We start from the raw sequence: 12819 nt of genomic DNA, 5'->3' as shown, positions 1-12819 counted from the left end.
GCGGCCCGCATCCGGCACTATCGACCCGTCGGCATCCGCCACCACAGCTGGAGTACCTCCATGCCCCGATCGGAAGCCCGAGTCGCCACCGACCGCCCCCACCGCTACGCCAAACAACTCGCCTCCCACCTGAGCCGCCGCAGCGAGACGAGCTGGGACGAGGACTCGGGGGAGGGCGGCATCGTGTTCCAGAACGGCACCGGCACGCTCACCGCGACCGAGGGTGCCCTGCTGCTCGCGGTGGAGACGGATGCCGAGCACCTCGCCGTCCTGGAGGACGTGGTGGGACGGCATCTCGTCCGGTTCGGCACCAAGGACGAGCTGGTCGTCGAGTGGCGGCGGGACACGGGCGAGCCGGGCACGACCCAGCGCAACGCCGAATAGGGCCGGTCGGTCAGACCGCGCAGCCCAGGTGTGCCAGCGCCTGCTTCAGCAGCACCCCGTGCCCGCCGGGCATCTCGCTCTGCACCGCCTCCGACACGGCGTCCTGGGGGCTGAACCAGACCAGGTCGAGGGCGTCCTGGCGGGGGCGGCAGTCGCCGGTCACCGGGACGACGTAGGCCAGTGACACCGCGTGCTGACGGGGGTCGTGGTACGGCGTGATGCCCTGCGTCGGGAAGTACTCGGCCACCGTGAAGGGCTGCGGGGCCGCCGGGATACGGGGCAGCGCCACCGGGCCGAGGTCCTTCTCCAGGTTCCGCATGAGGGCGTCGCGGACGCGCTCGTGGTGCAGAACACGGCCGGAGACCAGCGTCCGGCTGACCGTCCCGCCGGAGCCGATGCGCAGCAGCAGGCCGACGCTGGTGACTTCGCCGCTGTCGTCGACGCGCACGGGCACGGCCTCGACGTACAGGATCGGCATACGGGCGCGCGCCTGCTCGAGGTCGTCCGTAGTCAGCCAGCCGGGCGTGGTTTCGGTCATGTCAGACATTGCTTGATCATACTTTCAGGAGGGGCCGGAAAGGCGGTAGACCTGATGGGCATTGTGTGCTCCCGCCCACTCTGCGAGCCGCAGTGCGTCGGACAGGCTCAGCTCGTCGTCGTCCACCCGGGCCTGGAGCAGCTCGCTCAGGCCCTTGCGGAAGGACAGCGCGCCGAGCGCGTAGAACTCGGACAGACCGTACGCGTCGGAGCTGTACAGCAGTTTGCGGAACGGTGTGATCTCCAGCGCCTCCTCCAGTACCGCCCGCGCCCGTGCCGGGCCGACGTGGTGCAAGGTCAGGCCCACGTCGAGGTACACCTGCTCGAAGACCGCCGCCAGATAGCCGGCCTGCCGCTGGTACGGCCAACAGTGCAACAGCAGTACCGGGATCGTACCGGCGCTCAGATGCAGCCAGTCCGTGAGGTGCGTGGGGTCCACCCGGTGCAGCCGGATGTCGTTGTCGCCGAACCCCGTGTGCAGCTGGAGCGGGAGGCCCAGGTCGACCGCCGTCCAGAGCAGGTTCCGTACGAGGACCGGGTCCTCCAGCCGCCCGCCCACCGCGAGCCGGTGCCGCGCCGCCCGCTCGACCTCCGCCGCCGACGGACGGGCCGGATCCAGGTCGAAGCCCGTCCGGTACGCCGCCACGGACTTCACCGCCACCACGCCCGGCCGCCCCACCGCCTTCCGCGCGGCCGAGAGGAAGGCCTGCGCGTATGCGTCGGGCTCCACGCCCTGGGCCGCCATCGCCTCCTCGACGCTCTCCAGCCGGACGACCTCGTACACGTCGTCCGCGGCGAGCTCGGCCGGACCGAATCCGGTGTCCACGCAGTACGTACCGGTACCCGCGGCGGCCAGGAAGCGGCGGTTCACCTCCCGCCAGCCCAGTTCCGTCCGCCGCGCCAGGTACTCCCGCGGCGGGGCGTGCCGGTTCAGGTCCAGCAGCGGTGCGCAGTGGCGGCGTACGGCCACGCCCACCGGGGTGTCGAAGGGTGAGCCGCCCGGCCAGCGGTCGCCCTCGGTCAGCAGCGACTCGAAGCCGGGCCGGTCCAGGTCGGCGGTCACGACACCGTGGCAGTGGTGGTCGACCAGGCTCAGGGCGGCGAGCGCCTCGTGGACCGCGCCCATGTCAGTACTTCCAGCGGTACGCCGCCGCGACCTGGTCGTCGTCCAGTCCGGCCACGGCCGCGATCTCGCCTTCCCGTACGGCGATCACGGCGTCGGCGAGAACCGTGCCCAGGGCGCCGCGCAGCTGCTTGTCCCCGCGGAACTCCACCACCGCCTCCGCCAGCGACGTGGGCAGCCGGCGCACGCCACGGGCCGTCGCGGCGCCGGCCTCCAGGCGGGCCGGGTCGCCGGTGATCTCCTCGGGCAGCGGCGCGGACGACGTGATGCCGTCCAGGCCCGCGGCGATCACACTCCCCAGCGCCAGATACGGGTTGGCGGCCAGGTCGACCGGCTTGACCTCCAGATTGGCCGCCTGGTCGCGCAGGCCGAGGGTGCCCGTGACGACGCGTACCGCCGCCTCGCGGGTCTCGCGGCCCCAGGCGGTGAACACCCCTGCCCACTGGGAGGGCCTGAGGCGCAGATAGCTGGCCGGGCTGGGGGCGGTGACGGCCGTGAGGGCCGGGAGGTGGGTCAGCACCCCGGCCGCGAAGGACTCCGCCTGTGCCGTCATGCCGTGGCGGCCGTCGCCGCCTGAGTGGAGGTTCGTGCCGTCGCGCCAGGCGGAGAGATGGAGATGGCCGCCGTTGCCGACGCCCTGGGCGAGGACCGCCGGGGCGAACGAGACCACGAGCCCGTGGCGCGCGGCGACCGCGCGGATCGTCTGCCGCACCAGCACGCTCCGGTCGGCCGCCGCCACCGGGTCCAGGGCACCCACCGAGACCTCGAACTGCCCGGCCGCGTACTCGGGATGGAGCTGGTCGACGTCGACGCCCTGTGCCGCGAACGCGGCCAGCAGGTCGGCGGTGTAGTCGCTGACCTCGACCTGGCGGATCGCGCCGTACGCCGGACCCGACAGGGCCGGCACGAAGTCCCCCTGGGCCGACGGGCCTTGGCCGACCGCCCACTCGATCTCGACGGCCGCCTTGAAGGTGATGCCGTGCCGCTGCTCCGCGTCCGCGACGATCCGGCGCAGGAAGGTGCGGGTGCAGCCCGGGTGCCGCTCGCCGTCCTGGGTGACGCGGTCGACCGGGGCCCAGGCCCAGCCCGGTTGCCCGGCGAGGACCACGAGTCGGTCGAGGTCGGGGTAGAGGCGCAGGTCGCCGTCCGGGGAGCCGAGGACGTCGGTGGTGACGATGGAGTCGTTCGCCAGGAAGGTGTCGAAGACCGGGGACATGCCGACACCCCAGGCCGCAGCCGAGGCCAGTTTGGCCGTCGGGACCGTCTTCACCCGGCCGACACCCGCGGTGTCGACGTAGGACAGCACGACGCCGTGCACACCTGTCCCGGCCAGTTCGTCGCTCAGGGCGGTGGCACGGTCGACGTCACCGGGACGTCCGCCGGGTACGGGATCGGCGGGGTCGGCAAGGGGTGTCATACGTCCTCCACGACGGGCTGGGCCTCCGCGTCAGGGTTTCACGGCCACCGCGCCGAACTGCGGTACCGCGCCCGGGGAGTCGGACTCGGCGCGCCACTGCGAACACGACACCAGACCCGGTTCGAGGAGGTCCAGTCCGTCGAAGAACGCGGCGATGTCGGTGCCGCTGCGGGCGGTGATCGGCGGGGTGGCGTTCTCGTTCCAGAACTTCATGGCCGGGATCTGGCCCGCGCCGCCGAGGGCGTCGTCGAAGGTGGGGTGGGTGAGCACCAGGCAGCTGCCGGAGGGGACCTCGGCCAGTATCCGGCGGACGATGTCCCGCGCCTTGTCGTGGTCGAGCACGAAGTTGAGGATGCCCAGCATCATCACCGCGACCGGCTCGGTGAAGTCCAGGGTGTGCGCGGCGCGTTCGAGGATCGCCTCCGGCTCGTGGACGTCGGCGTCGATGTAGGCGGTGACGCCCTCGCCGGTGCCGGCGAGCAGGGTGCGGGCGTGGGCGAGGACGACGGGGTCGTTGTCGACGTACACGATCCGCGCGTCCGGGGCGATGCGCTGGGCGATCTCGTGGGTGTTGTCCACCGTCGGCAGGCCGGTGCCGATGTCCAGGAACTGGCGAACCCCGCGCTCGGCGGCGAGGTGGCGCACGGCCCGGCCGAGGAAGTCGCGGTCGGCGCGGGCGATGGCCCGGATGATCGGGAACATCCCGGCGACATGCTCGCCGACCCGCTGGTCGACCTCGTAGTTGTCCTCGCCGCCGATCCAGTAGTTCCACACGCGCGCGTTGTGCGCGACATCGGTGTTCAGCCTCGACGGCACGTCCGGGGTGTCACTCACGTCTCGTCCTCTCCTCGCCCCGACGACTGCGGCGCCGCAGGCCGTCGGCGCCATTGTGCCGCCGGATGATCAAGCTGTCCCGGAATCGGCTCAAGTGGGCGGCGGGGAAGAGGGGTTGTCCTAGCTCAGTACGTCGTCGAGGCGCTTCGTGCCCGCGCGCACCGCGTCCTCGACCGAGTCGTCCTCGTCGCCGTCCAGGCCGCCGGCCGTCACCGTGATCGCGTCCGTGCCGACGCGTACGGCGGCGACGTCCAGGGTGAGGGTGGCCGGGGTGCCGCCGGACGTGCCCTGGACCGTCACCCGCAGCCCCTGCCGAGCGTCGCCCTCCTCGGGCAGAGAGGCCTCGATGACCTGGACCGTGCGCTTGTCGCCCGCGGAGTCGACCGCGGTGAACTGGTCGCACTTCGTCGGCAGGGACTTCAGCCAGGCCAGGGAGTCGTCGAGGCCCGCCTGCCGGTAGGCGGCCACCTGGTAGAGCAGCCGGGAGTCCTCCTCCTTGAAGCCGGTGAGCGCGGAGGCGCCGGACGGCTCGCCGAGCAGCGTGTCGCTGTAGAGGCCGTCGAGGAGCTTCTGGCAGTCCGCGGCGTCCGCCTCGGCGGTGAGGAAGTCGGCCACGTCGACCTTGCCGACGAGCAGGCTGTCGCGCCAGGTCGCGGCGTCCTCGACCTGTGTCCAGTCGTCCTCGAGGTCGGTCTCGGTGATGAGCGCCTGGCGGGCCCCGGCCTCGGTGAGACGGGCCGCGGCGGAGGCGGTCGGGGAGTCGGCGGCCAGTGGGGAGGCGCCGATGGCCGAGGTGCCGGCGTCCTTGTCGTCGTCCGAGCAGGCCGCACAGGCCAGCAGCACGGTCGCTGCCAGGGCCGGGGCGAGGACGCGGGCGGGTCGGGACGGACGACGGGTCATCGCGGATGCCTCCTGGGGGCGTGGGTGTGCCCTCAGCGCATCACCGGCCCGCGCTGCTCACCAGCTCAGTCGGACCGTTCGGGTGAGCGGTGGGGGAGGTGGAGGCGGTGCTTGTGGCGGGTGCGGGGTTCCGGCTCCGCGTGCTGGGCGTGCCCGGCCTCCAGGACGCTCACCCTGCGGCCGCCGCACTCGGGGCAGACCGCGTCGGTGAGGGGCGACCTGATGGCTCTGCCCGCCTCGTCGACGTACTCCTGTGTGGTCAGGCCCGAGGCGTCCAGCGGGTCGGTGAAGAACATGACCTGGAAGGTGGCCTCCCAGGTGTGGCCGCAGTCTCCGCAGGCGAACGCGAAGGTCTCCGGCACCGATCGGGGCTCCGGCGGCATGGCTCCTCCGTCGAGTGGGGGCGTCGACCCCAGCAGATGACGGCGTGCGGCGCACGGCAACTCGAACGAGCCGCCCGGCATGCCCGCCCGCGCACCGCCATCGACACTGACTCCAAGCGCCCGCACCCGAAGGAGTCGCCATGCTGCCCGGATTCCTGACCAGGGCCGTCGAGTTGCTGCTGGCCCGGGAGGGGCGCTCGCTGCATCTGAAGGCGGCGGGCGGTGCCACGGCCGTTCTCGTGGTGGTGATGCTGCTCGGCTCGTGGGCGGTGGTGGCCGCCGAGGACGGGGCGCGGGGCGCCAATCTGACGTCGTACCCGAAGGCGCTGTGGTGGTCGATCGAGACGGCGACGACCGTCGGATACGGCGACTTCTTCCCGGTGACGCCGTGGGGCCGGGTCGTCGGCTCGGTGGTGATGGTCGTCGGCATCACCACGTACGGCATGGTCACCGCGGCCCTGGCCACCTGGTTCGTCGGCCGGGAGCAGAAGCGCCGCCACCGACTGGGCCACGAGACGGTCCAGGCCCTGCACGAACGGTTCGACCGGCTGGAGCAGTTGGTGACCGGGAAGGGCGAACGGCACTGATCCCTACCGGTCAGTACCCCGGCACTTGACGCCCGTGACGCCTCGGGTAGGGTCCCGTGCGGTCTGTCATGGGCGGGCGCCGAAGGGGGGCGACAGCACGATGGAGTTCCATGTGGTCGACGAGGAGGAGTCCACGTCGGGCGGGGCACGGCTGGAGGACCTGGCTCCCGAACCCCTGCTGACGCGGGACTACGAGACGCGCCCCGCGCTCGTCTACGAGCGGCTGCGGGAGCGCCACGGTCCGGTCGCGCCGGTCGACCTGCTGGGCGTGCCCGCCTGGCTCGTGCTCGGCTACCGCGAGTCGCTCCAGGTGCTCCAGGACGACGCCGGCTGGCCGAAGGGACTGGAGAACTGGCGGGCCCGCACCGAGGGCCGGGTGCCCGCCGACTGGCCGCTCGGCCCCTCCCTCGAGGTCAACCACGTACTGATCCAGGGCGGTCCCGGCTACCCCCGGCTCCGCGGCGCCTGGGACACCGCCCTGAGGCCCTTCCAGGACCCGCGCCACCCGCAGGCCAAGCGGCTCAAGGCCGCCGTCACGGGCTACGCCGACGAGCTGATCGGCCTGCTCGCGCAGGGCGGCCGTACGGGCCTCGCCGACCTGTCGGCGCAGTTCTCCCGCCCGCTGCCGCTGATGGCGGCGAGCCATCTCCTCGGCTTCCCCGGCTCGCAGGGCGACGACGCCCTGATGGACATGTGGCGGGTGCTGGACGCCGGCCCGGACGCCGAACCCGCCCTGGCGCGGCTGCTGGTGACGCTCTCGGAGCTGGCCGCCGCGAAGCGGGAGAAGCCGGGCGACGACTTCCCCTCCCATCTGCTCGCCGCCCACCCGGACCTCACGGTCGACGAACTGGCCCGCGAACTGTTCATGCTGCTCGGCATGACCTCCGACCACGTCGGCATCCTCATCTCCAACACCGTCGTCGAGGTGATCTCCGGCGAGGGCGACGGCGGGGTGCGCCAGACGCTGTCCGCCGGCATGGTCCGCGAGACCATGAACCGGGTGGTCATGCGCAAGCCGCCGCTGGTCAACTTCGTGCCGAGGTTCGCGGCCGCGGACACCCCGCTCGGCGACTACACCATCCACGCCGGTGACCCCGTGTGGGTCTCCTCCGCCGCCGCGCACGCCGACCCGCTGTTCGCCGGGCAGATGGCACCGGGCTCCTCCAGCATCAGCAGCCGGGCGCATCTCGCGTGGGGTGCGGGGCCCCGTCAGTGCCCGGCCCGGGAGCTGGCGTCGACGATCGCGGCGGCCGGGGTGAGCCGCATCGTCGAACGGTTCGGTCATCTGGAGCTCGCCCTGCCGGTGGACCAACTGCCGTGGCGCTCCTCGCCGTTCATGCGAGGGCTGCGATCCCTGCCGGTGCGCTACGAGCTGTCCGGTACGTTCGTGCCGGAGCCCGTACCGGCCGAGGCGCCCGCCACCGGCGTACCGGAGGCACAGGACCCGGCCGTCAAGCGGCGGTCGTCGCTGTGGCGGTATCTGACGGGGCTCATCCGTTCGGGAGACTAGGCGCCGGGCGTGACCTGTCCGTGCTGCCAGGCCCACGCGGCGATCTCCACGCGGTTCCGTGCCCGCAGTTTCAGCTGGACGCTGGACAGGTGCGTCTTGACCGTGGACAGGGAGACGTACAGCTCGGCGGCGATCTCGGCGTTGGTGCGGCCGAGGGCGACCAGCCGGACCACGTCGAGTTCGCGGTCCGTGAGCGGCTCGGTCAGGGGTGCGCGGCGGGTGGCGGCGGCCGGCTGCGGGGCGTCCGTCACATGCTTGAGCAGGCGGACGGTGACCGAGGGGGAGACCAGCGAGTCGCCGGCCGCGGCGGCCCGGACCGCCTCGGCGAGGAGGGCGGGACCGGAGTCCTTGAGGAGGAAGCCGCAGGCGCCGCCGCGCAGCGCGCCGTACACGTACTCGTCGAGGTCGAAGGTGGTGACCACGACCACCCGCAGCGGGTCGGCGACGTCCGGCCCGGCCAGCAGCCGGGTGGCGGCCAGACCGTCCAGCTTCGGCATCCGGATGTCCAGCAGACACACGTCCGGGCGCAGTTCACGGGCGAGCGCCACCGCCTCCTCCCCGTCGGCGGCCTCGGCGACGACGGTCATGTCGGGCTGCGCGTTCAGGAAGAAGCGGAAGCCGGTGCGGACCATGTCCTGGTCGTCGGCGATGAGCACCCGGATGGGGCTGCCGGGGGCGCCGGTCGGGCTGGGGGCGGTCATGGCTCGATCATGCCTCACGGATACGGGTGGCCGGACGGCCCGCCGCTGTCGTGGCGGCGGGCCGTGCGGTGGTCGGTTCAGTCCGCGGTCTGCGCCGGATCGGCCGTCACCTTCCGCAGCAGCGGCCGGCTGGCGCTGATCGCGGCGAACATCGCCAGCGCGCCCAGCACCGTGCAGGCGGCCAGCTGAAGGAGGCCGGTGGTGTTGATCGTGGTGCCGAACGCCTGGTTGAGCTTGCCGGCGCCGTACATGCCCATCGCGGTGGTGCCGCCCGCCAGGACCACCAGCGGGACGACCGTCTCGCGGACCCGGGCCCGGTCCAGCACCCTGAGCGGGGTGCCGGCCAGCCGGAGCAGGCCGTACACGCGGCGCCGGTCGAGGACGTTCGCGGCGGCGGTCAGACCCGCCGAGGCGGTCGCCACGACGAAGCTCAGGGCCAGGGTCGCGATGCTGACCTGGGCGATCCGTCCGGTGGCGGTGCTGTCGCCCGCGCCGGCGTAGTCGCCGGAGTACGGCGGTGTGCCCGGGGCGAGCGGGGCGAGCGCGGTGACGGCGGTGTCGATATGTTCCGTGCCGCCGGAGACATGGGCGAGCACACCCGGTGCACCGCCCAGCATGCTGTCGAAGTCGTCGTCCCGCCCGACCGTGACGGTCGCGGTGACACCGGCCCGGTGCAGGAGAGTACGGGCCTCGGTCGCGGCATGCCGGGCGGTGCCGGCGTCGGCGGTGACCACGGCGACCTGGTCCCGGTACTGCCCGGTGTCGCTGCCCAGCATGCTGATCGAGAAGAACCCGGCCGCGAACCCGGCCAGCACCAGGCCGCTGACGGTACGCCAGGCGCCCCGCGGGTCGTCGCTGAGCCGGCGCGCGGCCAGCAGGGTCGCCGGACGGCGGGCGAAGCGGCCCAGCACCCGGCCGAGCCGGTCCACGACCCACGGGCCGAACAGCCAGAACGTGCCGTAGAACAGCAGCAGAAGGGTCATGAGCTGCCGCTTGTTCAGCTGGCCGCCACCGCCGGAGGTCGCCCAGATGTAGCCGAGGGCGCCCACGAACAACACAAGACGGATCATCCGGGTCCGCCTCGGATTCGCCTGCTGGGCCACACCGAGCGGCGAGGTCGCCACCTGGCGCAGCATCGACACCGCGCTGACGGTGAGGAGGGCGGTGACGCCCAGCACTACGGTCGTGAACCAGCCGGTCCCGACCCAGAGCTGACTCGTGTACCAGCCGCCGATGCCGTACGGGATCCTCGCGAGGGCGGGCAGCAGGGCCGCATAGGCGAGCGCGCCGGTGAGAGCGCCGGCCAGGCCGACGGCCGCCGCCTCCAGGGCGGTCATCGCGATGATCTGGCGCGGCGTCGCCCCGGCCAACCGCAGGGCGGCGAGCCGCTGTTCGCGCCGGGCCGCGCCGAGGCGCCCGGCCGCGGAGGCCAGCACGACCACGGGCATCCCCAGGAGCACGACGCCGAGCATGGACGCCGCCTGGTCGGAGTCGGTGAACAGGCTCCGCTCGGTGCCGGAGAACCCGGAGATCTCGGCGCGCGCGGCCTGTCCGATGTCGTACCAGGTGGCGCCGCCCTCGGCGGCCGGGGACACCGCGGCTGCGCCCGGCGCCCGTCCCACCACGGCGACCAGCTCGTCCGGCGAGGCGAGACCGGCGGAGCCGATCGTGCCGTACGACGCGGGCTTCGGGAAACGGTCGGCGAGCTGGTCCGCCGGCAGCTTGTGCAGCAGGTCGGCCAGGGCGGGGGAGACGTACACCTCGCCCTGCTTCGGGAAGCTTCGGAGACCGGGCGGTGCGGGGGTCCGGGCGCGGTCGGGCAGCTGGGCCAGCGACACGACCGTGACGGGCTCGTGGCGTACGTACGTCGTGGCCAACGCCTGGACGGCCGTGCCGTGTTTGACGGCGTCGGGCGTGCGCCAGGCCGTGCGGTCGGCGCGGACGGCGGAACCGGTCGTGGCGGCGATCATCACCAGCATGACGAACACGCCGACGGCGGCGGCACCGGCCGCGAGCAGCTGGCTCTGCAGGCCGCGGCGGCCGGAGGACCGGGCCAGATGCCAGGTCAGGGGCAGGACGGGGGAGCGCATCACATCTCCGGGAGGGGCTCAGGCGACCGTGAACTGGCTGTAGTTGCTGATCCGGCCGTCGCGGACCTGCAGGACCCGGTCGCAGTGGGCGGCGACGTCGGCGTCGTGGGTGACCATGACGAGCGCGGCACCCTGCTCGCGGGTGACGGAGGTGAGCAGACGGATCACCTCGGTGCTGGTGGTCTGGTCGAGGGCGCCCGTCGGCTCGTCGGCGAAGACCACGTCCGGTTCGACGGCCAGGGCGCGGGCGATGGCGACGCGCTGGGCCTGTCCGCCGGACAGCTGGCCGGGCCTGCGGTGCTCCAGGCCGTCGAGGCCGAGCGGGGCGAACCAGCGGCGGGCGCGTTCCACGGCCTGTCTGCGGGGGGTGCCCTCCAGCATCAGCGGCAGGGCGACGTTCTCGTCGGCGGGCAGTTCCGGCAGCAGCTGGCCGGACTGGAAGACGAACCCGAACCGCTTGCGGCGCAGGGCGCTGAGCCGGTTCTCGCCCAGCCTGTCGATGCGCCCCCAGCCTTCGGCCGGGGGGACCCCCATCTCGCTTCGCTCGCCGCGCAGCAGGACCTGGCCGCCGTCGGGGCGCACGATCCCGGCGAGCGTGTGCAGCAGGGTGGACTTGCCGGAGCCCGACGGGCCCATGATGGCGAGGGAGTCCCGCTCGCCGACCTCCACGTCGATGCCCGCGAGGGCGGTGGTGGAGCCGTACTTCTTCACGAGGCCGCGACCGGCCAGAACAGTGCTCATGGGGTGATGTGGCCTTCTGTCAGCGCTCGAAATTCCAGGTGACGGACGAATGCGTGGCCTTGACCACGGCGACCGGGATCTTGACGGCCTTCCCGTCCGTGGTCTTGCCGGTGCAGGTGACAGTGGCTCCCGCCACCGCCTTCAGCCCGGTCGGGCAGGTGACGCCCGTGACCTTCTCGCCGACCCAGGGCAGCGGGTGGTACTTGCTCTCGGTGCGGCCCGCGACGACGTCGGCCGACAGGGCCCGGTGGCCGTCCACGGTCACCGTGCTGATGTCGTCGAGCCCGGTGGTCGACTCGGTTCCGGAGAGCAGGTAGGTGCCGATGCCGCCGACGGCGACGACCGCGGTCGCGCCGCCGACGGCGCCGACGAGGAACTTGCTGCGCTGCATCGTGAACTCCTGCGGGTGGAGGGGAGGAGGGGGCGGATCGAGGGCGTCGGAGCGGCGGCTCCGGGCGGCTCCGAAGTGGCTCCAGCCTCGCCCGCGGGCCCGGGCGCGCGCCTCGGCCATACGGCCATGGCCGCGGCGGGCGGGGTCGGCCTTTCGGCCGATCCGACCGTCCGGCGCCCGCGCCCGCGGTGACCGGCATGTCGGCTTCGGTGCCTCGAGTCGAGGTGATGGTGCCGTCGCTCGGGGTTCCGCGTCAGTGTCCTGGGCCGTGGTCCGACAGCTGACCGCAGGGCCGAGGGGCGGGCGGCGGAGAGTCCGGCGTGCCGGGGCCAGGCCGGCCTCGCCCGCTCTCGCGGTACCCGACAGTCCGAGGACCGCTCCGCTCGCACCGAGCACCGCGGCGCCGGGAAGTGCCCGCCGTCCGGTCCCGCCCACCCGTCCGGTGCGGCGTGTCGTGCTGCGCCCACCTGCGGTGCTGGCCGCGTGGCGGGCACCCGCTGTTCAATGGTGCTGCACATTCCCGCGAGGGAGAGGAGTCGCCGGTGTCCCCTGTCGCCGTGCCGCCCGTCGGTGCGCGCATTCGGCGGGCGCGTCTGGAGAGCGGGCTCAGTCTGCGGGCCCTCGCGCGTGCGGTCGGGGTCTCCGCGAGCCTGGTGTCGCAGATCGAGACGGGCAAGAGCCAACCGTCGGTGAGCACGCTGTACGCGATCACGACGGCACTCGGCATCTCCGTCGAGTCGCTCTTCGAGGCGCGGGAGCCCGCCGCGACGACGGTCGGGGCCGCCGCACTGCACGCCATGGCCGCCTTCGCCGCCGACCCCGGCCGACGCATAGGACCCCTGGTCACCCCTGGTGAGCGGGAGGTCCTGGAGCTGGACTCGGGCGTGGTGTGGGAGCGGCTCGGACACGTCCCCGGGACGGACGCCGACTTTCTCCTGGTGACCTACCGGCCCGGCGGCTCCTCCGCGACCTCGGGCGGTCTGATGCGGCACGCGGGCACCGAGTACGGCTATCTCACCTCCGGTGAACTCGTCCTCACCCTCGGTTTCGAGGAACGCGTCCTGCGCCCCGGCGACGCCGTGTGCTTCGAGTCGACGACCCCGCACCGCTACCGCAACGACGGCGCGGAACCGGCCGTGGGGGTCTGGTTCGTCGCCGGCCGGGGTGTTCAGTAGCACTTGACACTTCCGGGACGCGGTCGTTGACTCGAAGGTGGGGGTG

At 73.0% G+C, this 12819-nt stretch carries 14 protein-coding genes; 4 read left to right on the top strand and 10 right to left on the bottom strand.

Translation table 11 applies throughout. The features are described 5' to 3' along the window. Nucleotides 1-60: 60 nt before the first annotated feature. Complete coding sequence (locus ACWD3I_RS30090; protein ID WP_365402975.1) at nt 61-384, top strand: DUF2218 domain-containing protein; 324 nt, start codon at nt 61-63, stop codon at nt 382-384. A gap of 10 nt (nt 385-394) precedes the next feature. Here ACWD3I_RS30090 and ACWD3I_RS30085 read toward each other — a convergent pair whose 3' ends face one another. The 6 genes from ACWD3I_RS30085 to ACWD3I_RS30060 all read right to left on the bottom strand — a co-directional run bounded on the left by ACWD3I_RS30085 (nt 395) and on the right by ACWD3I_RS30060 (nt 5578). Then, nucleotides 395-931, bottom strand: a complete 537-nt coding sequence (locus tag ACWD3I_RS30085) for an NUDIX hydrolase family protein (RefSeq protein ID WP_266820233.1) — start codon at nt 929-931, stop codon at nt 395-397. A gap of 15 nt (nt 932-946) precedes the next feature. Continuing rightward, nucleotides 947-2047, bottom strand: a complete 1101-nt coding sequence (locus ACWD3I_RS30080) for an amidohydrolase family protein (protein WP_365402972.1) — start codon at nt 2045-2047, stop codon at nt 947-949. A gap of 1 nt (nt 2048) precedes the next feature. Then, complete coding sequence (locus ACWD3I_RS30075) at nt 2049-3461, bottom strand: glutamine synthetase family protein (protein ID WP_365402969.1); 1413 nt, start codon at nt 3459-3461, stop codon at nt 2049-2051. Nucleotides 3462-3491: 30 nt separating this feature from the next. Further along, entirely contained in the window at nt 3492-4349 is an 858-nt protein-coding gene (locus ACWD3I_RS30070) for an SAM-dependent methyltransferase (RefSeq protein WP_451084219.1), read from the bottom strand. A 66-nt stretch (nt 4350-4415) separates the two neighbouring features. Continuing rightward, nucleotides 4416-5195 carry a hypothetical protein gene (locus ACWD3I_RS30065; protein ID WP_365402963.1) on the bottom strand — a complete coding sequence of 260 codons (780 nt, stop codon included), beginning with the start codon at nt 5193-5195 and terminating at the stop codon, nt 4416-4418. Nucleotides 5196-5260: 65 nt separating this feature from the next. Next, nucleotides 5261-5578, bottom strand: a complete 318-nt coding sequence (locus ACWD3I_RS30060; protein WP_365402961.1) for an FmdB family zinc ribbon protein — start codon at nt 5576-5578, stop codon at nt 5261-5263. A gap of 140 nt (nt 5579-5718) precedes the next feature. Here ACWD3I_RS30060 and ACWD3I_RS30055 point away from each other — a divergent pair, with 140 nt between their 5' ends. Then, nucleotides 5719-6165, top strand: a complete 447-nt coding sequence (locus ACWD3I_RS30055; RefSeq protein ID WP_365402958.1) for a potassium channel family protein — start codon at nt 5719-5721, stop codon at nt 6163-6165. Between the two features lie 100 nt (nt 6166-6265). Beyond that, nucleotides 6266-7675, top strand: a complete 1410-nt coding sequence (locus ACWD3I_RS30050) for a cytochrome P450 (RefSeq protein WP_365402955.1) — start codon at nt 6266-6268, stop codon at nt 7673-7675. On the opposite strand, the gene ACWD3I_RS30045 is transcribed toward ACWD3I_RS30050, so the two are convergent. The 4 genes from ACWD3I_RS30045 to ACWD3I_RS30030 all read right to left on the bottom strand — a co-directional run bounded on the left by ACWD3I_RS30045 (nt 7672) and on the right by ACWD3I_RS30030 (nt 11598). Beyond that, nucleotides 7672-8376 (bottom strand): response regulator transcription factor, encoded by a 705-nt coding sequence (locus tag ACWD3I_RS30045; protein ID WP_365402952.1) that lies wholly within the window; start codon nt 8374-8376, stop codon nt 7672-7674. The two genes, ACWD3I_RS30050 and ACWD3I_RS30045, sit on opposite strands and share 4 nt — an antisense overlap. 77 nt (nt 8377-8453) lie before the next feature. Continuing rightward, complete coding sequence (locus ACWD3I_RS30040; RefSeq protein WP_365402949.1) at nt 8454-10466, bottom strand: FtsX-like permease family protein; 2013 nt, start codon at nt 10464-10466, stop codon at nt 8454-8456. Between the two features lie 18 nt (nt 10467-10484). Then, a complete protein-coding gene (locus tag ACWD3I_RS30035; protein WP_365402946.1) occupies nt 10485-11207 on the bottom strand; it encodes an ABC transporter ATP-binding protein in 723 nt (240 codons plus the stop codon). 19 nt (nt 11208-11226) lie between these two features. Further along, complete coding sequence (locus ACWD3I_RS30030) at nt 11227-11598, bottom strand: DUF4333 domain-containing protein (RefSeq protein ID WP_365402943.1); 372 nt, start codon at nt 11596-11598, stop codon at nt 11227-11229. Nucleotides 11599-12140: 542 nt separating this feature from the next. On the opposite strand from ACWD3I_RS30030, the gene ACWD3I_RS30025 reads away from it, so the two are divergent. Continuing rightward, the gene (locus tag ACWD3I_RS30025) at nt 12141-12773 is read left to right on the top strand and encodes a helix-turn-helix domain-containing protein (protein ID WP_365402940.1); all 633 of its coding nucleotides are present in this window, start codon (nt 12141-12143) and stop codon (nt 12771-12773) included. The last annotated feature ends 46 nt before the right edge of the window (nt 12774-12819 follow it).

This window comes from Streptomyces sp. NPDC002817 (genome assembly GCF_053592055.1).
This window is presented reverse-complemented; position numbering and strand designations above follow the sequence as displayed.